The following is a 21,634-nucleotide window of genomic DNA, read 5'->3' as shown; positions in this document are numbered from 1 at the left end:
GCATGTTTCAGCCCTGCAGGGTCGGAGCCGCGGGCGGCTCGGGATTCATCGAAGGCGTGAGCGCGCGGCGCTTCGTCACGCGCTGGCGCAGCCGCTCCATCGTGACGAACACGACCGGTGTCGTGTACAGCGTCAGCAGCTGGCTCAGGATCAGGCCGCCGACGATCGCGATGCCCAGCGGCTTGCGCAGCTCGGCGCCGTCGCCGCTGCCGATGGCCAGCGGCACCGCGCCGAAGATCGCGGCGAAGGTCGTCATCAGGATGGGCCGCAGCCGCAGCTTGGCGGCGCGGAAGATCGCCGCGCCCGCTGTCAGGTGCGCCGTCGTGCGCTGCCGCGCGATGGCGAAGTCGATCATCATGATCGCGTTCTTCTTCACGATGCCGATCAGCAGGATCACGCCGATCAAGGCAATGATCGAGAACTCGGTGTTGAACATCATCAGCGCCAGCAGCGCGCCCACCCCGGCCGACGGCAGCGTCGAAAGGATGGTCACCGGATGCACCAGGCTCTCGTAGAGCATGCCCAGCACCAGGTAGATCGCGATGATGGCCGCGCCGATCAGGATCGGCTGCGACTTGAGGGCGTCCTGGAACGCATTGGCCGTGCCCGAGAAGGTGCCGCGCAGCGACACCGGCACGCCCAGCTCCGCCATCGCGTTGTTGATCGCGTCGGTGGCCTGCGACAGCGACACGCCCTCGGGCAGGTTGAAGCTGATCGTCGAGGCCGGGGTGCCGCTCTGGTGGTTCACCGACAGCGGCGTGTTGGTGGTCTCGAAGCGGCTGAACGCCGACAGCGGCACCTGCGCGCCGGCGCTGCTCGTGACGTAGAGCTTGCGCAGCGTCTCCGGCCCCTGCAGGTACTGCGGCGCCAGTTCCATCACCACGCGGTACTGGTTCAGCGGGTTGTAGATCACGCCCACCTGGCGCTGGCCGAAGGCGTTGTTCAGCGTCGTGTCGATGGTGCTCACCGTCACGCCCAGCCGCGCCGCCGCGTCGCGGTCGATCACCAGCGAGGTCTGCACGCCCTTGTCCTGCTGGTCGGTGTTGACGTCGGTCAGCTCCGGCAGGTTGTTCAGCGCGTTGCGCACGCGCGGTTCCCATTCGCGCAGCACCGCCAGGTCGTCCGCCTGCAGCGTGAACTGGTACTGCGCGTTGGCCTGCCGGCCGCCGATGCGGATGTCCTGCACCGGCACCATGAACAGGTTGGCGCCGGGCTCGTGCGCCATCTTGTCGCGCAGCCGGTTCACCACCTGGTCGGCCGACACGCCGCGCTCCTTCAGCGGCTTGAGCGTGATGTAGAAGTTGGCCGAGTTGCGCTGCCCGCCGCCGGTGTTGCCGTTGACGTTCTGCACCGCCGGGTCGGACAGGATGATCGCCATGAAGCGGTCGACGCGCTTGCGCATCATCTCGAACGAGCTGCCCTGGTCCGCCTGCACGCCGCCGATCAGCACGCCGGTGTCCTGCTGCGGGAAGAAGGTCTTGGGAATGGCGCCGTACAGGTGCACGTTCAGCGCGATCACCGCCACCAGCGACAGCAGCGCCACCGGCTGATGCCGCAGCGTCCACATCAGCGAGCGCCGGTAGCCGCGCGCCAGGCCGCGGTTGAAGCGCGCCGCCAGCCGCGCGAACCAGCCCTTGCGATGGCGCGCGCCGGGCTCGGGTTCCTTGCGCGCCTTCAGCACGCGCGAGGCCATCATCGGCGTCGTCGTCAGCGAGACGATCATCGACACCAGGATCGCCGAGGACAGCACGACCGCGAACTCGCGGAACAGCCGCCCGACGACGCCGCCCATCAGCAGGATGGGGATGAACACCGCGATCAGCGACAGGCTGATCGAGATCACGGTGAAGCCGATCTCGCGCGCGCCGCGCAGCGCGGCCTCGACCGGCGTGAGGCCCTGCTCGATGTAGCGGGTGATGTTCTCCAGCACCACGATCGCGTCGTCGACGACGAAGCCGGTGGCCACCGTCAGCGCCATCGCCGACAGGTTGTCCAGGCTGTAGCCGCACAGGTACATCACGCCGAAGGTGCCCGCCAGCGAGACCGGCACCGCCACCGCCGGCAGCAGCGTCGCGCGCCAGCTGCGCAGGAACAGCAGCACCACCAGGATCACCAGGCCGATGGCGATCGCCATCGCGCGCTGCACCTCGTCGAGCGAGGCGCGGATCGTCGGCGTGCGGTCGCTGATGACCTTGAGCTCGATGGCCGGCGGGATCGAGGCCTGCAGCCGCGGCAGCAGCTCGCGCACCCGCGCCACCGTCTCGATGATGTTGGCGCCGGGCTCCTTCTGGATGAACAGCAGGATCGCCGGCTGGCCGTTGGACGCGCCATAGTTGCGCACGTCCTGCACCGAGTCCACCACCTCGGCCACGTCGCGCAGCCGCAGCGCCGCGCCGTCGCGGTAGGACAGCACCACCGGCGCGTATTCCGACGCGGCGCGCGCCTGGTCGTTGGCGCCGATCTGCCAGTAGCGGCCGGACTGCTCGACGGCGCCCTTGGGCCGGTTGGCATTGGTGTTGCCGATCGCCTGCCGCACCTGATCGAGCGCGATGCCGTTGGCGGCCAGCTTGTCCGGGTTCAGCTCCACCCGCACCGCGGGCAGCGCGCCGCCGCCCACGTTGACCTGGCCTACGCCGGCGACCTGCGCCAGGCGCTGCGCCAGCACCGTCGAGGCCGTGTCGTACATCTGGCCGCGCGTCAGCGTCTGCGACGTCAGCGCCAGGATCATGATCGGCGCGTCGGCCGGGTTGACCTTGCGATAGGTCGGGTTGCTCGGCATGCCGGTGGGCAGCAGCGTCCGCGCCGCGTTGATCGCGGCCTGCACGTCGCGCGCGGCGCCGTCGATGTCGCGGTTCAGATCGAACTGCAGCGTCACGTTGCTCGATCCCAGCGACGAGCGCGAGGTGATCTCGGTCACGCCGGCGATGCTGCCCAGCGCGCGCTCCAGCGGCGTCGCCACCGTCGCCGCCATCGTGTCCGGGCTCGCGCCCGGCAGCGACGCCGACACCGAGATCGTCGGGAAGTCCACCTGCGGCAGCGGCGCGATCGGCAGGAAGTGGTAGCCCAGCATCCCCGCCAGCGCGATGCCGATCGTGATCAGCGTCGTCGCGACCGGCCGGGCGATGAACGGCGCCGAGATGTTCATGGGGCACCCCGATCGCCGGGTACGGCGATCGACCCTCCGAGAGGGTCGGGCCCGGCTTGGGGCGGCCCGGCGCTCGGGCCCGCCCCCTCCGATCCAGACCCCGGGCCGGAGTCGCGGCGACGACGGCGTTCGCGCCAGCGCTGCGCGATCCGCGCGAAGCCGAGATAGATCACCGGCGTCGTGAACAGCGTCAGCAGCTGGCTCACGATCAGGCCGCCGACCATGGTCACGCCCAGCGGATGCCGCAGTTCATGGCCGACGCCGGTGCCCAGCATCAGCGGCAGCGCGCCCAGCAGCGCGGCCATCGTCGTCATCAGGATGGGCCGGAAGCGCAGCAGCGAGGCCTGGTGGATCGCGGCGCGCGGATCGAGGCCCTGTTCGCGCTCGGCCTCGAGCGCGAAGTCGATCATCATGATCGCGTTCTTCTTCACGATGCCGATCAGCAGCACGATGCCGATGATCGCGATGATGCCCAGGTCCAGCCCGCCGGCCAGCAGCGCCAGCAGCGCGCCCACGCCGGCCGACGGCAGCGTCGACAGGATGGTGACCGGATGGATGTAGCTCTCGTAGAGCACGCCCAGCACGATGTACATCGTGACCACCGCCGCCAGGATCAGGAACAGCGTGCTCGACAGCGAATTGCTGAAGGCCTCGGCCGCGCCCTGGAAGCTGGTCTCGACGCTGATGGGCAGGTCCAGCTGCGCCTGCTCCGCCTTGATCGCCTTCACCGCGTCGCCGAGCGCGACGCCGGGGGGCAGGTTGAACGAGATCGTCGCCGCCGGGAACTGCGCGACGTGGTTGATCGCCAGCGCCGCCGGCCGCTCGACGATCTGCGCCACCGAGTTCAGCGGCACCTGCACCGTGCTGGTCTGCGGCGTGCCGGCGGCACCGGTCGTCGTCGTGGTGCCCGGCACGTAGAGGCCCTCGAGCGCGCGCGGGCCGCTGCGGAACTCCGGCGCGGCCTCGAGCACGACGCGGTACTGGCTGGCCTGCGTGTAGATCGTCGAGATCAGCCGCTGCCCGAAGGCGTTGTACAGCGCGGTGTCGATGGCCGCGATGGTCACGCCCAGCCGTCCGGCGGCCTCGCGGTCGATCTGCACCCAGGCCTGCAGGCCCTGGTTCTGCAGGTCGCTGGCGACGTCGGCCAGCTGTGGCAGCCCCTTGAGCCGCTCCAGCAGCAGGTCGTTGGCCTTCTGCAGGTCGCCCGCGTCCGGAGAGCTGATCAGGAACTGGTACTGCGTCTTGGAGACGCGGTCCTCGATCGTCAGGTCCTGCACCGGCTGCATGTAGGCGGTGATGCCGGGCACCTGGCGGTTCAGGTCGCCGAGCCGCGCGATCACCTCGGCCGCCGACGCGCGGCGCTGCGCGAAAGGCTTGAGCGTGATCTGCATGCGGCCGGTGTTCAAGGACGCGTTCGCGCCGTCCACGCCGATGAAGGAGGCGATGTGGTCGACGTCCGGATCCTTGAGGAAGGCCTCGGCCAGCTTCTGCTGGCGCGTGCTCATCGCATCGAAGGAGGTGCTCTGCGTCGCCTCGGTGATGACCTGCAGCAGCCCGGTGTCCTGCACCGGGAAGAAGCCCTTGGGCACGATCACGTAGAGCAGCGCCGTCAGCGCCAGCGTCGCCGCGAAGCCCAGCAGCGTCAGCACCGGACGGTCCAGCACCCAGTCCAGCGCGCGGCCGTAGCCCTGGATCAGGGCCTCGAACCTCTCGCCGAACCAGCTGCCCAGGCGCGAATGCCGCTGCTCGGTCTCCGGCTTGAGCAGCCGGGCGCTCATCATCGGCGTCAGCGTCAGCGACACGAAGGCCGAGATCAGGATGGCCACCGCCAGCGTGATCGCGAATTCGTGGAACAGCCGGCCGACCACGTCGCCCATGAACAGCAGCGGGATCAGCACCGCGATCAGCGACACCGTCAGCGAGATGATGGTGAAGCCGATCTGCCGGGAGCCCTTGAAGGCGGCCTCCATCGGCGAGTCGCCTTCCTCGACGTAGCGGGCGATGTTCTCGATCATCACGATCGCGTCGTCGACGACGAAGCCCGTCGAGATGGTCAGCGCCATCAGCGTCAGGTTGTTGATCGAGAAGCCGGCCAGGTACATCACGCCGAAGGTGCCCACCAGCGACAGCGGCACCGCGACGCTGGGGATCAGCGTGGCGCTGCCGCTGCGCAGGAACAGGAAGATCACCGCCACCACCAGCGCGATCGCGAGCAGCAGCTCGATCTCGGTGTCGTCGACCGAGGCGCGGATGGTGGTGGTGCGGTCGGCCAGCACCTGCACGTCGACCGACGCGGGCAGCGTGCCCTGCAGCTTGGGCAGCAGCGCCTTCACGCGGTCGACGGTCTGGATCACGTTGGCGCCGGGCTGGCGCTGCACGTTCAGGATCACGCCGGGCGTGGTGTCGGCCCAGGCCGCCAGGCGCAGGTTCTCGGCGTCGTCGACGATCTCGGCCACGTCGCTCAGGCGCAGCGGGTTGCCGTTCTTCCAGGCGATGATCAGGTTCTGGTACTCGGCGGCGGAGCGCAGCTGGTCGTTGGCGTCGATGGTCGAGGCGCGCTGCGAGCCGTCGAAGCTGCCCTTGGCCTGGTTGACGTTGGCCGCGGCGATGGCGCTGCGCACGTCGTCCAGCGACAGGCCCAGCGCGGCCAGCGCGCGCGGATTGGCCTGGATGCGCACGGCCGGCCGCCGGCCGCCGGCGATGCTCACCAGGCCGACGCCGTCCACCTGCGACAGCTTGGGCGCGAGGCGGTTCTCGACCAGGTCGTGGACCTTGATCACCGGCAGCGAGGGCGAGGTCACCGCGATCGTCAGCACCGGCGCGTCGGCCGGGTTGACCTTGCTGTAGACCGGCGGCATCGGCAGGTCGCTGGGCAGCAGGTTGCCGCCGGCGTTGATCGCGGCCTGCACCTCCTGCTCGGCGACATCCAGCGACAGCCCCAGCGAGAAGCGCAGCGTGATCACCGACGCGCCGCCCGAGCTCGACGAGGTCATCTGGTTCAGCCCCGGCATCTGCCCGAACTGGCGCTCCAGCGGCGCGGTGACGGTGGTCGAGATGACGTCGGGGCTCGCGCCCGGATACAGCGTCGTGACCTGGATGGTGGGGTAGTCGACCTCGGGCAGCGCCGACAGCGGCAGCAGCCGGTAGGCGAGCAGGCCGGCCAGCAGGATGGCCAGCATCAGCAGCGAGGTCGCGACCGGCCGCTCGATGAAGGGACGGGACGGGTTCATGGCCATGGCCTGGCGCTCCCGCCGTTCAGTTGCCGCCGCCGGACGCGGCCTGGCGCCTGGCGCGCTCGGCGCGGCGCTCGGCGATCCAGGCTTCGCGCTCGGCGGGGCTCATCTTCATGACCTTGTCCTGGAGCTCCGGCGGCAGGCGGTCCAGCCAGGCCGGACGCTCGCCCCAGTCAGCCAAGGCGCCACTCGCGGCCGAGGCACCGGACGCGGCGGAGGCCGCGCCATGCGGGCCGCTCGCGCCGCGGCCGCGGCGTGGCGCGGCGTTGGCGCCGGCGCGCTGTTTCGGATCGGCGGCGATGACCTCGACCTTGGCGCCTTCGCGCAGGCGGTCGACGCCGTCGATGACCACGCGCTCGCCGGGTTCGATCTGGCCGTCCACCGCCATCCAGTCGCCGTCGACCGCGCCGGTCTGGACCACGCGCGTGTTGACCGTGCCGTCGGCGCCGACGACGTAGACGTAGAAGCCCTGCGCGCCGCGCAGCACCGCGGCGGCCGGCACGGCCAGGCGGTTCTGCTCGGTCGCCAGCTGCAGCTTCACGCTGACGGACTGGTTGGGGAAGAGCGCGTCGTCCTCGTTCGGGAACAGCGCCTTGAGCTTGATCGTGTCGGTGGTGAGGTCGATCGCGTTGTCGGCGGTGGCCAGCTTGCCGGTGGCCAGGCGGGTCTTGCCGTCGCGGCTCCAGGCCTCGACCGCCATCGGCGTGCTGCCTTTGAGGCCGGCGGTGATGCGCGGCAGCAGGGCCGACGGCACCGCGAAGGTCAGCGCGATGGGCCGCGTCTGCGTGATGCTGACGATGCCGCTGGTGTCGCCCGTCTGCACGACGTTGCCGATGTCCGCCTGCTTCAGGCCGACGCGGCCGCTGATCGGCGCGAGGACCTTGGTGTAGGTGACCTGCAGCCGCGCGCTGTCGACGCTGGCCTGGTCCGCCTTGACGGTGCCCTCGAGTTGGCGGACCGTGGCCTGCTGCGTGTCGACCTGCTGACGCGCGATCGCGTCCTTGGCGAGCAGGTCCTTGTAGCGGGCCAGGTCGATGCGGGCGTTGTCCAGCGTCGCCTTGTCGCGCGCGAGCTGGCCTTCGGCCTGGCCGAGCGCGGCCTGGAAGGCGCGCGGATCGATCTGCGCGAGGGTCTGGCCGGCCTTGACCTGCTGGCCCTCGGTGAAGTGGATCTGCTGCAGCACGCCGCTGACCTGCGCGCGCACCACGGCGGTGTTGGAGGCGCTGATCGTGCCGATCGCGGCGGCGGTGTGGCGGATGTCCTGCAGGCGCGCCGGCATCACCGAGACCGGCTGCACGCGATTGGCGGCGAAGCGTCCACCGCGTCCGCCGCCGCCGGCCGCGCCGCCGGGCGCGCTGGCCGCGCGCGACGGGCCGCCGGCTTCACCGTCGGCGCCGCGGCCCTTCCACCACCACCAGCCGCCGGCCGCGGCGGCCAGCACCACGAGGCCGAGGATCCAGGGCGCCGCGCGGCCGCGCTGACGCCGGCTCACCGGCGCGCTGGAGGAGGACAGGGGGCCGGTGACCGGCGCGCCAGAGGGCTTGTTGTTCGTGTTCATGCGGGCGGGCGAAGCGTGATGTCGCCACCCTAGTATCTGGCGACAGCAGCCTGGTGTCGCCCGCGAAAAGAATCGCAAAGCGCCCGGTCCAACCCGGATCGACGCCCATGAAAAATGCCGCTCGAGGAGCGGCATCGGCGGGGAGGCGAGGGCCGGGAGAGGGGCCCTCGCGCGGGGGATCAGCTTTCGGCGAGCAGCTTCTCGATCGTGCCGTGCAGCGCGGCGAAGTCGGGCTCGCCGACGAAGCGCTTGACGATCTCGCCGCGCTTGTTGATCAGGAAGGTGGTCGGGGTCAGCTGGACCTTGCCGAACTGGCGCGCGATCTCGCCGGTGCTGTCCATCGCGACGCCGAAGGGCAGGTTGCGGGTCTCGGCGTAGTTGGCGACGTAGGCCGGCGGGTCGTAGCTCATCGCCACCGCCAGCGTGTCGAAGCCCTTGTCCTTGTACTTCTGGTGCGTCGCGATGACGCTCGGCATCTCCTTGACGCAGGTCGTGCAGGAGGTGGCCCAGAAGTTGACCAGCATCACCTTGCCGGACCAGGCCTGCGCGGAAGCGTGTTTGGAGCCGTCCAGCAGCACGTAGTCCACCCGCGGGGCGGGCTCGGGCTTGAGGCCTTCATAGGCGAGGCCGGCGCCGATCCCGACGGCGGCGACGAGCAGGAGGAGTCCAGACCAGCGTGGCAGCTTCATGGGGGGCGAGTGTATGCCTGGGCCCGTCCGCCCGCCACCCGGCAGGGACTTGCGTCCAGGGCCCGGCGGGGTGTTCAGAGCGCCTTGGACAGCTCGAACAGCAGCACCGAGGGCAGCGCGTCCTGGAGGTTCTGGCGCGAGATCCGCGCCATGTGGTCGGAGGTGGCGGTGGAGAGCTGCGTCTGCTGGTCGCCGTCGAGCACCTCGATGAAGCTGAAGTTGGGCACCTCGCCGGTGATGTCGGCGCGCAGGCGGTCGAAGCCGCCATCGCGCAGCGACTGCTCGAAGGCGATGCCGTGCGGCAGGCCTTCCTCGCAGAAGTGCATCGCCTCGTCCATCGAGGCGACGGCATCGATGATCAGGCCCATGTGGCGCACGGCGCCCTGGATCTCCTGCCGCAGCTCGCGGCGCGGCGACACGATCAGCAGGTGGCAGCCGGCCAGCGGCTTGGAGTTGTGCGACGGCGCCGGATCGTCGAGCTCGGGCCGGTCCGGGCGCGGCGGCGGCGGCTCGCCCTGCTGCAGGCCGGGCTCGTCCATCGCGACGTGCGGGAACTCCAGCGTCAGCATCGTGATGCCGGCTTCGTCCTCGCGCAGCGGCAGCGCGCCCAGCGTCAGCGCGGTCTGCTCGATCAGGCGCCAGGTCAGCGAGTTCAGCGACTCGGGCGGCTCGTGGATCGCCGCCGAGGGCGCGCTGCCCAGGTCCAGCGAGCGGTGGGCGAAACGGCACATCAGCCGCGCCTTGGCCGGCCAGGGCGTCAGGTCCAGGCGCATCTCCAGCGAGGAATGGGTGTTGAGCAGCGCCCAGTCCATCACCGCGTTCAGCAGCGAGAACAGCAGCGAGGCGTCGGTCATGACCTCGATCGGCTGCAGCAGCTGGCGGATCTGGATGCCGCGGGCCTGCGTCTCGCGGCTGCGCTGCGTCAGGACGGTGCGCAGCACCTGGGTCAGATGGACCCGCTCGCGGGACAGCCGCAGCCGGCCGGAGGCCAGACGGGCCAGTTGCTGGCTCACCATGCCGGCCTCGCGCGCCTGCGCCACCGAGTCGCGCAGCGCGCGCAGGCCCTGGCGGTCGATCTGGCCGGTGCTGATCAAGGTCTGGATCCGCTCCAGCGCCGCGCTCAGCGGGCCGGCGATCTCGGCGCCGAGCTGCTGGACGATGTCGCCCCATTGCGAATCGCTGGGACGTTGCGCCATGTCATTGGCGGCCAACGGCGCGGCAACGGTGAGGGGCGGGCGGGACATGCTCTCTCATTGTCTTGTTCCACCGGCGGCAGGCCGGGGCTGGGAGGCGCCATGGTTCCGCGCGGCCCCAGGACCGGCCATCCCGTGACTCGGGGGCAAGGCGCCACCTGTCTGGATGGCGTGAAATGGCTCACGGTCCGGTGATCGGAACGGACGTCTGCAAGTGGTCCTCTTTTCTTCAACTCCCTCGCCCGCTTGCGGGAGAGCAACCGTGTCAAGCGCTGCTGCTGACCAACTCCCTCGCCCCCCGCGAGGGGGGAGAGGGTGGGGGAGAGGGGGTGCTTCGAAGGGCAGCAGCGCTGTGGCACGAGCCCCCTCTCCCCTCCCTCTCCCCGCTGGGGCGAGGGGGTTTACTGCGCCGCCCGGCTCTTCTTGCCCCCTCGCCCGCATGCGGGAGGGGTGAGGGCCAGCGGCCTACCGAAGTTCTCTTGCCTGACGGTCCGCGAGCATCAACAGGCGCTCGGTGAGTTCCTGGGGCGCGGAGACCATCACCTGGTGCCCGGTATGGATCTCGAAGAGCTCCCAGCCGGGCTGGCTGCGCGCGCGCTCGCGCGCCGCCGCGATGGTGAGCAGCGCCGGACGGTCGCAGTCGATGAAGGTGCGCGGCCGCTGCAGCCATGCCGCCTTGTCGAATGCGAGCGGGCTGTCATAGACGCCTCCCGGCTGCGGCCGCTGGCACCGCATCATCCAGTCGAAGTCTTCCGGCTTGAGGCCCATGCCATTCGGCTCGGTCACCGGCAGGTGTCCGAACCTGGAGATCAGCTCGCGCCGCTGGACCTGCGTTTCCGGCGTATGCCGGCTGGACCAGCTCTCGCCCGGCTCCGGCACCACGGCGTCCAGATAGACCAGCCGCGCGATGCGCTCCGGCATCTGGTCCGCCACGCCGGTGATCACCATGCCGCTGTAGCTGTGGCCGACCAGCAGCACGTCGCTCAATTCCTCGCACTCGATGACCGCCTTGACGTCATCGATGTGGGTCTGCAGCCGGATGCCGTCATGCGGCTGATGCGCGCGTTCCCCGACCCCGCTGAGCGTGACCGGGAAGACGCGATGTCCCGCCGCCCGCAGCGGCCCCAGCACCCGCTTCCACGCCCACGCGCCCAGCCACGCGCCGTGGACCAGGACGATGTTCACGCCGGAATCCGGCCCGCTGGCCTGTCCGTCCCTGCTCATGCGATGACTCCTTCCTTGCGCCATGCGGCGATCGCCTCGGCGCCATGGCCGAGCTCGCCGAGGACTTCCTCGGTGTGCTGCCCCAGCAGCGGAGGGGGCAATCGGTAGGCCACCGGCGTCCCGGATAGCTTCATCGGGCTGGCGACGACGCGCAGCGCATCGCTCAGCGGATGGTCCATCTCGACGACCATGCCGCGATGCCGGACCTGCGGATCCTCGAAGACCTCGGACAGGTCGTTGATCGCGCCGCCCGGCACCTTGGCCGCCTCCATCGCGTCCAGCCAGTGCTGGCGCGACTGGCTGGCGATGCGATCAGCCAGCAGCGGGACCAGCTCGCCGCGGTGGCGCACCCGCTGCGCGTTGGTCGCATAGCGCGGATCGCGCGGCAGCTCGGGCAGGCCGAGGAGCTCGCAGAACTTGACGAACTGGCCGTCGTTGCCGACCGCGACGATCAGGTGCCCGTCATTGGCGTGGAACACCTGGTAGGGAACGATGTTCTGGTGCGCGTTGCCCATGCGCCGCGGCGCCTGGCCGGTGGCCAGGTAGTTCGCGCCGAGGTTGGCCAGCATCGCCACCTGGGTGTCGAGCAGGGCCATGTCGACGACCTGGCCCTGGCCGGTCGCGTCGCGGTGCCGCAGCGCGGCCAGGATCGCGACGGTGGCGTACATGCCGGTGAACAGGTCCGCCACCGCGACGCCCACCTTCTGCGGGCCGCCGCCGGGCAGCGCGTCGGCCTCGCCGGTGACGCTCATCAGGCCGCCCAGGCCCTGGACCGCGTAGTCGTAGCCCGCTCTGTCGCTGTAGGGGCCGGTCTGTCCGAAGCCGGTGACCGAGCAGAACACCAGCCGCGGATTGAGCGCCCGCAGCGCCTCGGCGTCCAGGCCGTAGCGGGTCAGGTCGCCGACCTTGTAGTTCTCGACCAGCACGTCCGCGCGCATCGCGAGTTCGCGGATCAAGGCCTGACCCTCGGGGCTGGCGATGTCGATGGCGATCGACCGCTTGTTGCGGTTGGCGCCCAGGTAGTAGGCCGCCTCGGCGGTGTCCTGCCCGTCGCGGTCCTTCAAGTAGGGAGGCCCCCAGCCGCGGGTGTCGTCCCCCCCGGGGTGGCCGGCCTTCGGGGGACGTTCGACCTTGATGACGTCGGCGCCGAGGTCGGCCAGCGTCTGCGTGCACCAGGGCCCGGCCAGCACACGGGAGAGATCCAGCACGCGCACGCCCTGCAGGGCCATGGCGGAGGGACGGAGGGGGTTCGCTTCGCTCATCGGGGCATTGTGGGGGATGCCGCCCCCCTCCGCGGTGAGCCGGCTCAGCGCGCCGCCACGGGCCGCCCCGCCCAGCGCTCGCATTGCTGCCGCACCAGCTCGTTGAGCAGCTGCTCCTTCTCGACCACCCCACGCGCCCAGGTCGCGTCGTTGCCTTGCCAGCGCATCTCCTCGCGGACATGGCGCAGCGCCGGCTCCGCCTTCAGCGCGACGGCGTGCGGCTCCAGCGCGTGCAGCGTGACGTTGAGGTCCTCGCGCAGGCTGCGGTGCTCGCCGCTCTTGGGGTCGACGAAGGTGCCGTCCAGCCCGAAGCGGCAGGCCTGGAACCGGTTGAAGGTGTAGGGCAGGTAGTCGTCCTCGTGCAGCGCGAACGGCTGGTCATGCGAGATCCACCGCGCCAGGCACTGGATCAGCGCGGCCAGCGCCGAGGCCTTCTCGATCGTCAGCGGCGTGTCGAGCACGCGCACCTCGATCGTGCCGAACTCGGGCTTGGGCCGGATGTCCCAGTAGAAGTCCTTCATGCTCTTCACGACACCGGTGTGCGTCATCTTCTCGAAGAACACCAGGAAGTCGTCCCAGGTCAGCACGAAGGGCGCGCGCCCCGACAGCGGGAAGGCGAACACCGAGTTCAGCCGCGCCGAGTGGAAACCGGTGTCGTTGCCCTGCACGTAGGGCGACGAGGCCGACAGCGCGATCAGGTGCGGAATGAAGCGCGACAGCCCGTGCAGCAGGCGCAGCGCGTGATCCGGGCCTTCGCAGCCGATGTGCACGTGCTGGCCGAAGACCGTGAACTGCTTGCTCAGGTAGCCGTAGAGCGACGAGATCTCCTGGAAGCGCGGCTTGTCGAAGATGCGCTGCTTGCTCCAGTGCTGGTACGGATGGGTGCCGCCACCCGACAGACCGAGGTTGAGCTTGTCGGCGCTGCGCACCAGCGCATCGCGGGTGATCGTCAGCTGCTCCAGCACCTGCTCGTAGTTCGTGCACACGTTGGTGCAGAGCTCGATCATGCTGTCGGTGATCTCGGGCGTGACGTCGCCGGGCAGCGTCTCGCCCTTCATCACCCGCAACAGGTCCTTGGAGCCCGGCGTCAGGTCGTAGTCGTGGCGGTTGACGATCTGGAGCTCGAGCTCCACGCCCATCGTCAGGGGCTTCGAGGTGGCAAAGGGTTCGAGGCTCATCGTTTCGGCGCCTCCTTGACGGAGGTTTCGGGGTGGTGCTCGCCGGCGACGCGCAGCCCCCATTGCACGGCGATCGGGCCGATGAGTTCCATCAGCGCGATCGTGGACAGGATGACCGGTGCCAGCATCGCCGCGGTCTGCGGGTGATGCAGCTGCACCTCGCTGAAAAGGACCAGCGTGGTGCCGGACACGGGGCTCAGGCACACCGCCAGCGCGATGCCCTGGCGCGCGTCGATGCCGCTGATGCGCGCCATGCCGGTCAGCGCCACGGCCTTGGCGGCCAGGCGCAGCAGCAGCAGCGCCAGCGCGAGCACCGCGCCGGCGGCCAGCGCCTGCAGCGTCCACGCGGAACCGACCGCGACGAACAGCATCAGCACCAGCACGCCGCCGGCCGTGCCGAAGTGACGCGGCCAGACCCAGGGGCGCTCGGTGGTGTTGCGCAGGATCATGCCGGCCAGCAGCGGCACCAGCAGCGTCGACAGGTTCAGCACCCGTGCCGCGCTCAGCGCCACCAGCACCAGGCCCAGCAGCATCAGCACCGAGTTCTCGTTGCGCAGGTCCAGGCGGCGCATCAGGCCGGCCGTCAGCCGCGCCAGCAGCGCCGCCACGATCACCGAGCCGATGAATGCATACAGCGGCTGCGCGACGGCCTCCAGCCAGTCGCCCTTCTGGTCCAGCGCCAGCCAGCCCAGCAGCAGCTTGTGCGCGAGCACGCCATAGATGGTGTTCAGCGAGGCCAGCGCGAGCATCCGCTCGCTGACCTGGCCGGCCGCGCGCAGCTCCGCGCCGACGCGACCGATCACCGCGGCGCTCGAGGCCATCGTCAGCACCGCGCAGCTGATCGAGATCAGCGGGCTCACGCCCAGCAGCGTCAGGCCGTAGCCGACGAAGACGAAGCTGGCCAGCGCCTCGGCGGCGCTCGCGCCCAGCAGCGCCTTGTTGTTGCGCAGCCAGCGCAGGTTGACGCGCGAGCCCATCTCGAACAGCAGCAGCGCCAGCGCGAGGTCGACGACGAGCCGCAGCCGCGCGTCGAGCGCGCCGTTGGCGAAGATGCCGTGGCCGAGCGCGGCCAGCACCATGCCGACGACGCTGTAGCCGACGACGCGGGGCAGCCCGAGCCGGCGGTTGACGAATTCGCCGAGCACGCCGGCGGCCACCATGGTCAGCGAGGCCCAGAACAGCCAGTCCGGCCGGGGCGGCCAACTGCTGAACTGCAGGAAGTTCGCAAGGTCGTTCATCAAGACGAAGGTTCTCCTCGAGGGGTGGACGGCTGCCGATACCGGATCGCGGGGACCCTGGATCATCGAGCCAATCCGGCGCCATGGCGGCGTTCCAGGACAGGCGCTGGCAGCCTTTACTTGTCGGCTTTACCGATTGCCGGTCATCGGCGACCGGGCGGGAGCGCCATTTGCCACGCCCGCGCCGTTCTCGTCACGGGTGTGGCAATCGGCGGTTCCGGGGAACCGCGTTCAAGGCCACCGGGGGTCAGGACTTGCCGGCAACAGCGGTCCGCGACGCGCGGATCGGGACTGGGCCAGCGACGAAGGGCGCACGGCCCTCGGGCCGCCGCTCGTCAGCGAGTCTGCCATCGATTCGCGCGGGCGGCGACGTCGCGGTCCAAGCCGCCTCTAAGATTGCCCGATGCGCGCTTCGATGCCAGTTCCCCTGTCAGTGCCGCTGGCGGTGATCGCCGGCGCGTTGCTGATCGCCGGTTGCAGTCCCGCGTTGAATTGGCGCAAGGTGAATCCGGAAGGCGCTCAGTTGGCGCTGATGTTCCCCTGCAAGCCTGAGCGCGAGGAGCGGGCCCAGCCTGGCCCTGGCGGCCGGGCGGTGACTGTGCGGTCGATGAGTTGCAGAGCCCGGGGCGGGCAGTTCTCGCTGACCTGGGCCGATCTGGGGGAGCCCGCGGCCGCATCCGCCGCGATGCGCCGGATGCACGAGGGCATCGCCCGCGAGATGTCGCCGGGAGCGTCCGCGCCGCTGGGCGTGCGCGGGGCGGCCTCCGATCCCGAGTCCTTCCAGCAGGCGTTCGAGGCCAGGCCGGGCCAGCCGGCGCAACAGGCGCGGCAGGCGGTGTTCGCGCGGGGCGGACGGCTGTACCAGCTGCTGATGCAGGGCGAGCGGCTCGATGCCGAGGCCTGGGACGTGTTCCTCGGGTCGGTGCAGTTGCCGCCCTGAAGTGGGTCACCCTCCCCATCATTGCGGGTTTGTGCGAGCCCCGCCCGCGCCATGCTGCGGCGCACGATAATGAGCCTCATGTCCGGCCTGCTGTTGATTGCCCATGCCCCGCTGGCCACCGCGCTGAAGCAGGTGGCCGAGCACACGTTCCCGCATTGCTCGCTGCAGCTGAGCGTGCTGGACGTGACGCCGGACATGAGCGCCGATGATGTCGAGTCGCAGGCGCGCGCGCTGATCGTTGCGTCCGGGCATGTGCAGACCCTGGTGTTGACCGACGTCTACGGTGCCACGCCGACCAATGCCGCGCTGCGTCTGCAGGGTGAGCAGGTGAAGGTGCTGACGGGGGTCAACGTGCCGATGCTGTGGCGTTCGCTGTGTTATGCCGGCGAAGGCCTGGATGCGCTGCTGCAGCGCGCGAGCCAGGGTGGCACCCAGGGCATCCTGTGCGATGCGGCGTCGTCGCCGTGTTCCTCTTCTTCCAAGTCCCAACCGTCCTGCTCATGATCAAGTCGACTCTCACCATCAGCAACAAGCTGGGCCTGCATGCCCGTGCCTCGGCGAAGTTGACGAAGTTGGCGGGTGGATTTCAGGCGGAGGTCTTCATGACCCGCAACGGCCGTCGCGTGAATGCCAAGAGCATCATGGGCGTGATGATGCTGGCGGCTGGCATTGGCGCCGAGGTCGAGCTGGAGACGGCTGGCGAGGACGAGCAGGCTGCGCACGACGCGATCACCGCGCTGGTGAACGACAAGTTCGGCGAAGGCCAATAAGCCAGTCCCGCCTGGGCGACGCGCCCTCAAGGCCGTCATTGGTCTGGAGAAGCTGGGGCGCCGGTACCCCTCGAAGCGAACCCTGGACCGCAGGGAAGACTGTGAGCGCAGAGGGGTACCGGCGCCCCAGCTTCGGGCGCCGGACTCCGGGCTCCGACTCCCGCGACGCCTCAAAGCCCCAGGAAGTGTTTCCGATACCGTGCCGGCAGATCCGCGATGCGCATGATCATTGGCAGGTCGGCGGTATTGAAGTCGGGATCCCAGGCTGGGCGTCCGAGGATGCGCGCGCCGCAGCGCAGATAGCCTTTGATGAGCGGCGGAGGCTCGACGGCCAGGTCTTGCCGGAGTTCGTCGACTGGCAATGGCAGCCGTGGCCGGACGTGCCATTCGATGTCGGCCATGTGGCTGCCTTCGAGTTGCCGCCAAAGGCTGGCTGCGTAGTGGCCGCCGTCGCGCATGCTGATGCTGGCGCAGCCGATCATCGTGTCGAGGTCGTTGCGGACCATGAACTCGGCCAGTGCGCCCCACAGCGCCATGATGGCGCCGCCGTGGCGGTGATCCGCGTGCACGCAGGAGCGGCCCAGTTCGACCATGCGGGGGCGCAGCGAGCGCAGGCGGGTGAGGTCGAATTCGGTTTCGCTGTACAGGCCGCCGGCGCGGCGGGCGGCTTCGGGTGTCAGCACGCGGTAGGTGCCGATGACCTCTCCGGGCTGGCCGCGCTCGTCGAGCGTGCGCACCAGCAGGTGTTCGCAGAAGGGGTCGAAGATGTCGACGTCGTGCCCCGCGGGCGCGCCGGCCGGCACGCTCAGGCGCGCGCCCATCTCGTCGACGAAGACCTGGTACCTCAGGCGCTGGGCCTGGCGGACTTCGTCTTCCGTGCGCGCCCAACCCACGTGGAAGCGAGTGCGCGAAGCGTCGACAGCGACGTTCTGCGATCCGACTGGAAGTGACCTCCGGGGCGCCTCGGCCGGGCGCAGATCCGAGAAGGGCAGGGTGGGCAGCGGCAGATCCCTCATGACAGAGCCTCGCTCAAGTGATGCCCGCGATGCTGAGCGGGCGGGGTGACGCGTCGGTGACCTGAAAGTGAACGAACCATGACAGTCGTGGCGTCGTCACGGTTGCGGAGGATGACGGTTGACGCGGGCCCAGCATACGTTTTCATGCAGTTCACCTTCGCTGCACGGGGGCATCGGAACCCGCTGCTACAGTCGGCGCATGAGCTTTCAGGTCTTCGGCATTCCCGTTTCTCGCGGCGTGGCGATCGGCCGAGCGGTGCTGGTCGCTTCCAGCCGCGTCGACGTCGCGCATTACTTCATTGGCGCCGCTGACGCGGAGCAGGAATTCGCCCGGCTGGTCCGGGGCCGCGATGCGGTCACCCGGGAATTGCAGGACCTGAAGGCCGAGCTGCCCGAGGACGCGCCGCACGAACTCGATGCGTTGCTGGATGTGCATCTGCTGCTGTTGAACGACGAGGCGCTGGTCGACGCGGCCCGTGATTGGATCGTCGACCGGCATTACAACGCGGAGTGGGCGTTGTCGGCGCAGCTGGAGGTGCTGGCGCGGCAGTTCGACGAAATGGAGGACGACTACCTGCGCGAGCGCAAGGCCGACCTGGAGCAGGTGGTGGAGCGCGTCCTGGCCGCGCTCTCGGCCGAGCAGGACGACTCGCCCAGTGGCGCGGCCGCGGTCGTGGCGCGCGACTTCGCCGGCGAGGATCCTCTGCTGCTGGTCGCCGCGGACATCGCGCCGGCCGACATGATCCAGTTCAAGCGCAGCGTCTTCCAGGGCTTCATCACCGACATCGGAGGGAAGACCTCCCACACCGCGATCGTGGCGCGGAGCATGGCGATCCCCGCCGTGGTGGGAACCCGGGAGGCCTCGCGGCTGATCCGTCAGGACGACTGGGTGATCATCGATGGCGATGCCGGGACGGTGATCGTCAATCCATCGCCGATCGTGCTGGAGGAATATCGTTTCCGGCAGCGGCAGGCGGAGCTCGAGCATGCGCGGCTGGCCCGCCTGCGCCATACGCCGGCGATCACGCTGGATGGTCAGCGCATCGAGCTGCACGCCAACATCGAGCTGCCCGGCGACACCGTGGCCGCGCTGGCTTCCGGCGCGACCGGGGTGGGACTGTTCCGCAGCGAGTTCCTGTTCATGAACCGGGACGGCGATCTGCCCAGCGAGGAAGAGCAGTTCGCCGCCTACAAGAGCGCGGTCGAGGCGATGGCCGGCCTGCCGGTGACGATCCGCACGGTCGACATCGGCGCCGACAAGCCGCTTGACCGGATGTCGGTCAATGAGCTGCGCCACGAGCATGTGCTGAATCCGGCCATGGGGCTGCGGGCGATCCGCTGGAGCCTGGCGGAGCCGAGCATGTTCCGCCAGCAGTTGCGGGCCATCTATCGGGCGAGCGCCTTTGGCAAGGTGAAGCTGCTCGTCCCGATGGTCGCCCATCTGGGGGAGATCCGGCAGGTCCAGGAAACGATCAAGCGGGTGAAGGCGCAACTGGACGAGGTGGGTCAGGCCTATGGCGAGATCGAGCTGGGCGTGATGGTGGAGGTGCCGGCGGCGGCGATCATGCTGCCCCAACTCCTCAAGCATGTGGATTTCGTGTCCATCGGCACCAACGACCTCATTCAATATACGTTGGCGATCGATCGCGCCGACGAGGCGGTCGCCCATCTGTATGACCCGTGGCATCCGGCGGTGCTGCACTTGCTGGCCAATTCCATCGCGCAGGCCCGCGGAGCCGGCAAAGAGGTCAGCGTCTGTGGGGAGATGGCGGGCGACGCTGCATTCACCGACCTGCTGCTCGCGATGGGGTTGACGTCCTTCTCGATGCACCCGTCGCAGATTCCCTCGGTCAAGCAGCGGGTGCTGCGGGCGGACGTGCCACGGCTGGCGGCGGGGCTGCCGCGCATCCTGGAAAGCGACGAGCCGGCCAAGGTGGCGCTGGAGGCGTTGGCGCCGCAAGCCCGGCTTCATTGAGCCGGCGCTCAGGTCAGGCGCTCTGACATGGGCGCTCGATCGGGATGCGCACCGCCAAGTGACATCCACATGACGGGAGTTGCGTGGACAAAAAATATCGTGCTAGACTCTCGGTCTTCGCTGCTCACGACAACGTTTTGAGCGGCGGCCCCGGAGGATATGCCGGGGCGCTGAATGAACAACTGGATAATCCAATATTCATTTAGCGGGCGAGATTCTCGCAGTCGACGATGAAAATATTTTTCACTGACTGCTTGACGGATTCAAAAAGAATCGTTCATAATCTCGCTTCTGCGCTGCTGACGACAAATCAGCGGCGCGACGAAGCAAAGGCAAGAGTCAAGGCTCGAGTCTGAAGCGAAAGCTGCTTCGATGTTCTTTAAGAATTTACAGCCGATAAGCGTGGGCGTCTGGACGAGCGACCTGAGAAGGTTAAATCGCTAGATGCTCACGGAAAATGAATGAAGCTATGAAAGTAGTCTTTGTTCGATTCCGTTGAGAATTCAAGATCGAACTGTAGAGTTTGATCCTGGCTCAGATTGAACGCTGGCGGCATGCCTTACACATGCAAGTCGAACGGTAACGCGGGGCAACCTGGCGACGAGTGGCGAACGGGTGAGTAATGTATCGGAACGTGCCCAGTTGTGGGGGATAACTGCTCGAAAGAGCAGCTAATACCGCATACGACCTGAGGGTGAAAGCGGGGGATCGCAAGACCTCGCGCGATTGGAGCGGCCGATATCAGATTAGGTAGTTGGTGGGGTAAAGGCCTACCAAGCCGACGATCTGTAGCTGGTCTGAGAGGACGACCAGCCACACTGGGACTGAGACACGGCCCAGACTCCTACGGGAGGCAGCAGTGGGGAATTTTGGACAATGGGCGCAAGCCTGATCCAGCCATGCCGCGTGCGGGAAGAAGGCCTTCGGGTTGTAAACCGCTTTTGTCAGGGAAGAAAAGACTCCTGCTAATACCGGGGGTTCATGACGGTACCTGAAGAATAAGCACCGGCTAACTACGTGCCAGCAGCCGCGGTAATACGTAGGGTGCAAGCGTTAATCGGAATTACTGGGCGTAAAGCGTGCGCAGGCGGTTATGCAAGACAGATGTGAAATCCCCGGGCTCAACCTGGGAACTGCATTTGTGACTGCATGGCTAGAGTACGGCAGAGGGGGATGGAATTCCGCGTGTAGCAGTGAAATGCGTAGATATGCGGAGGAACACCGATGGCGAAGGCAATCCCCTGGGCCTGTACTGACGCTCATGCACGAAAGCGTGGGGAGCAAACAGGATTAGATACCCTGGTAGTCCACGCCCTAAACGATGTCAACTGGTTGTTGGGAGGGTTTCTTCTCAGTAACGTAGCTAACGCGTGAAGTTGACCGCCTGGGGAGTACGGCCGCAAGGTTGAAACTCAAAGGAATTGACGGGGACCCGCACAAGCGGTGGATGATGTGGTTTAATTCGATGCAACGCGAAAAACCTTACCTACCCTTGACATGCCAGGAATCCTGCAGAGATGTGGGAGTGCTCGAAAGAGAACCTGGACACAGGTGCTGCATGGCCGTCGTCAGCTCGTGTCGTGAGATGTTGGGTTAAGTCCCGCAACGAGCGCAACCCTTGTCATTAGTTGCTACGAAAGGGCACTCTAATGAGACTGCCGGTGACAAACCGGAGGAAGGTGGGGATGACGTCAGGTCATCATGGCCCTTATGGGTAGGGCTACACACGTCATACAATGGCCGGGACAGAGGGCTGCCAACCCGCGAGGGGGAGCTAATCCCAGAAACCCGGTCGTAGTCCGGATCGCAGTCTGCAACTCGACTGCGTGAAGTCGGAATCGCTAGTAATCGCGGATCAGCTTGCCGCGGTGAATACGTTCCCGGGTCTTGTACACACCGCCCGTCACACCATGGGAGCGGGTTCTGCCAGAAGTAGTTAGCCTAACCGCAAGGAGGGCGATTACCACGGCAGGGTTCGTGACTGGGGTGAAGTCGTAACAAGGTAGCCGTATCGGAAGGTGCGGCTGGATCACCTCCTTTCTAGAGAATGACGAGACCGTTTGCTGGCCCAGGTCAGCAGATCGAGTCGAGTCCACACAAGCGAGTTCAGCGCGCCCACACTTATCGGCTGTAGTACACAACAGAAGAGTGAATAACGCGTGAGCCTGGCGAGCTGGCCTTGCTGGTTGGCGCGATCGGACTCAGGCAACAAA

The 21,634-nt window shown here is 68.2% G+C and carries 14 protein-coding genes and 1 rRNA gene; 5 read left to right on the top strand and 10 right to left on the bottom strand.

Translation table 11 applies throughout. From position 1 onward, the window contains the following. Positions 1 to 7: 7 nt before the first annotated feature. From ACEN96_RS26205 to ACEN96_RS26165, 9 genes are all read right to left on the bottom strand, one after another. Positions 8 to 3,145, bottom strand: coding sequence for a multidrug efflux RND transporter permease subunit (locus ACEN96_RS26205; RefSeq protein ID WP_495585933.1), 3,138 nt, complete (start codon positions 3,143 to 3,145; stop codon positions 8 to 10). Then, positions 3,142 to 6,375 carry an MdtB/MuxB family multidrug efflux RND transporter permease subunit gene (locus ACEN96_RS26200; protein WP_495585932.1) on the bottom strand — a complete coding sequence of 1,078 codons (3,234 nt, stop codon included), beginning with the start codon at positions 6,373 to 6,375 and terminating at the stop codon, positions 3,142 to 3,144. The genes ACEN96_RS26205 and ACEN96_RS26200 overlap by 4 nt, the downstream gene beginning before the upstream one ends. A 25-nt stretch (positions 6,376 to 6,400) precedes the next feature. Beyond that, positions 6,401 to 7,936 (bottom strand): MdtA/MuxA family multidrug efflux RND transporter periplasmic adaptor subunit, encoded by a 1,536-nt coding sequence (locus ACEN96_RS26195; protein WP_495585931.1) that lies wholly within the window; start codon positions 7,934 to 7,936, stop codon positions 6,401 to 6,403. Between the two features lie 179 nt (positions 7,937 to 8,115). Further along, the gene (locus tag ACEN96_RS26190; protein ID WP_495585930.1) at positions 8,116 to 8,625 is read right to left on the bottom strand and encodes a TlpA disulfide reductase family protein; all 510 of its coding nucleotides are present in this window, start codon (positions 8,623 to 8,625) and stop codon (positions 8,116 to 8,118) included. A gap of 74 nt (positions 8,626 to 8,699) precedes the next feature. Further along, positions 8,700 to 9,869: a hypothetical protein gene (locus ACEN96_RS26185; RefSeq protein ID WP_495585929.1), complete on the bottom strand. Its 1,170-nt coding sequence runs from the start codon at positions 9,867 to 9,869 to the stop codon at positions 8,700 to 8,702. 414 nt (positions 9,870 to 10,283) lie between these two features. Continuing rightward, complete coding sequence (locus ACEN96_RS26180; protein WP_495585928.1) at positions 10,284 to 11,042, bottom strand: alpha/beta fold hydrolase; 759 nt, start codon at positions 11,040 to 11,042, stop codon at positions 10,284 to 10,286. Further along, positions 11,039 to 12,304 carry a CaiB/BaiF CoA transferase family protein gene (locus tag ACEN96_RS26175; RefSeq protein ID WP_495585927.1) on the bottom strand — a complete coding sequence of 422 codons (1,266 nt, stop codon included), beginning with the start codon at positions 12,302 to 12,304 and terminating at the stop codon, positions 11,039 to 11,041. Before ACEN96_RS26175 ends, ACEN96_RS26180 begins: the two co-directional genes overlap by 4 nt. A gap of 44 nt (positions 12,305 to 12,348) precedes the next feature. After that, complete coding sequence (locus ACEN96_RS26170) at positions 12,349 to 13,482, bottom strand: YbdK family carboxylate-amine ligase (RefSeq protein WP_495585926.1); 1,134 nt, start codon at positions 13,480 to 13,482, stop codon at positions 12,349 to 12,351. After that, positions 13,479 to 14,720 carry a cation:proton antiporter gene (locus ACEN96_RS26165; protein WP_495585925.1) on the bottom strand — a complete coding sequence of 414 codons (1,242 nt, stop codon included), beginning with the start codon at positions 14,718 to 14,720 and terminating at the stop codon, positions 13,479 to 13,481. Before ACEN96_RS26165 ends, ACEN96_RS26170 begins: the two co-directional genes overlap by 4 nt. A gap of 415 nt (positions 14,721 to 15,135) precedes the next feature. Here ACEN96_RS26165 and ACEN96_RS26160 point away from each other — a divergent pair, with 415 nt between their 5' ends. From ACEN96_RS26160 to ACEN96_RS26150, 3 genes are all read left to right on the top strand, one after another. Beyond that, entirely contained in the window at positions 15,136 to 15,660 is a 525-nt protein-coding gene (locus ACEN96_RS26160) for a hypothetical protein (protein WP_495585924.1), read from the top strand. A 69-nt stretch (positions 15,661 to 15,729) separates the two neighbouring features. Then, positions 15,730 to 16,164: a PTS sugar transporter subunit IIA gene (locus ACEN96_RS26155; protein WP_495585923.1), complete on the top strand. Its 435-nt coding sequence runs from the start codon at positions 15,730 to 15,732 to the stop codon at positions 16,162 to 16,164. Then, positions 16,161 to 16,430, top strand: coding sequence for an HPr family phosphocarrier protein (locus ACEN96_RS26150; RefSeq protein WP_343642951.1), 270 nt, complete (start codon positions 16,161 to 16,163; stop codon positions 16,428 to 16,430). The genes ACEN96_RS26155 and ACEN96_RS26150 overlap by 4 nt, the downstream gene beginning before the upstream one ends. A 170-nt stretch (positions 16,431 to 16,600) precedes the next feature. On the opposite strand, the gene ACEN96_RS26145 is transcribed toward ACEN96_RS26150, so the two are convergent. Next, on the bottom strand, positions 16,601 to 17,446 hold the full coding sequence (locus ACEN96_RS26145; protein WP_495585922.1) for a GNAT family N-acetyltransferase: 846 nt from the start codon (positions 17,444 to 17,446) through the stop codon (positions 16,601 to 16,603). 199 nt (positions 17,447 to 17,645) lie between these two features. Here ACEN96_RS26145 and ptsP point away from each other — a divergent pair, with 199 nt between their 5' ends. Both ptsP and ACEN96_RS26135 read left to right on the top strand, forming a co-directional pair. Further along, on the top strand, positions 17,646 to 19,421 hold the full coding sequence (ptsP, locus tag ACEN96_RS26140) for a phosphoenolpyruvate--protein phosphotransferase (protein WP_495585921.1): 1,776 nt from the start codon (positions 17,646 to 17,648) through the stop codon (positions 19,419 to 19,421). 511 nt (positions 19,422 to 19,932) lie between these two features. Next, positions 19,933 to 21,461 (top strand): 16S ribosomal RNA (locus tag ACEN96_RS26135). Positions 21,462 to 21,634: the final 173 nt, after the last annotated feature.

The organism is Roseateles sp. Mitsp63 (assembly GCF_059491535.1).
This window is presented reverse-complemented; position numbering and strand designations above follow the sequence as displayed.

What these genes read in the sequence shown, in the direction of transcription:
- ACEN96_RS26185 (WP_495585929.1), bottom strand. Translation starts at nt 9,869, where the DNA reads ATGTCCCGCCCGCCCCTCACCGTTGCCGCGCCGTTGGCCGCCAATGAC.
- ACEN96_RS26165 (WP_495585925.1), bottom strand. Translation starts at nt 14,720, where the DNA reads ATGAACGACCTTGCGAACTTCCTGCAGTTCAGCAGTTGGCCGCCCCGG.
- ACEN96_RS26190 (WP_495585930.1), bottom strand. Translation starts at nt 8,625, where the DNA reads ATGAAGCTGCCACGCTGGTCTGGACTCCTCCTGCTCGTCGCCGCCGTC.
- ptsP (WP_495585921.1), top strand. Translation starts at nt 17,646, where the DNA reads ATGAGCTTTCAGGTCTTCGGCATTCCCGTTTCTCGCGGCGTGGCGATC.
- ACEN96_RS26155 (WP_495585923.1), top strand. Translation starts at nt 15,730, where the DNA reads ATGAGCCTCATGTCCGGCCTGCTGTTGATTGCCCATGCCCCGCTGGCC.
- ACEN96_RS26180 (WP_495585928.1), bottom strand. Translation starts at nt 11,042, where the DNA reads ATGAGCAGGGACGGACAGGCCAGCGGGCCGGATTCCGGCGTGAACATC.
- ACEN96_RS26175 (WP_495585927.1), bottom strand. Translation starts at nt 12,304, where the DNA reads ATGAGCGAAGCGAACCCCCTCCGTCCCTCCGCCATGGCCCTGCAGGGC.
- ACEN96_RS26150 (WP_343642951.1), top strand. Translation starts at nt 16,161, where the DNA reads ATGATCAAGTCGACTCTCACCATCAGCAACAAGCTGGGCCTGCATGCC.
- ACEN96_RS26145 (WP_495585922.1), bottom strand. Translation starts at nt 17,446, where the DNA reads ATGAGGGATCTGCCGCTGCCCACCCTGCCCTTCTCGGATCTGCGCCCG.
- ACEN96_RS26170 (WP_495585926.1), bottom strand. Translation starts at nt 13,482, where the DNA reads ATGAGCCTCGAACCCTTTGCCACCTCGAAGCCCCTGACGATGGGCGTG.
- ACEN96_RS26205 (WP_495585933.1), bottom strand. Translation starts at nt 3,145, where the DNA reads ATGAACATCTCGGCGCCGTTCATCGCCCGGCCGGTCGCGACGACGCTG.
- ACEN96_RS26200 (WP_495585932.1), bottom strand. Translation starts at nt 6,375, where the DNA reads ATGAACCCGTCCCGTCCCTTCATCGAGCGGCCGGTCGCGACCTCGCTG.
- ACEN96_RS26195 (WP_495585931.1), bottom strand. Translation starts at nt 7,936, where the DNA reads ATGAACACGAACAACAAGCCCTCTGGCGCGCCGGTCACCGGCCCCCTG.
- ACEN96_RS26160 (WP_495585924.1), top strand. Translation starts at nt 15,136, where the DNA reads ATGCCAGTTCCCCTGTCAGTGCCGCTGGCGGTGATCGCCGGCGCGTTG.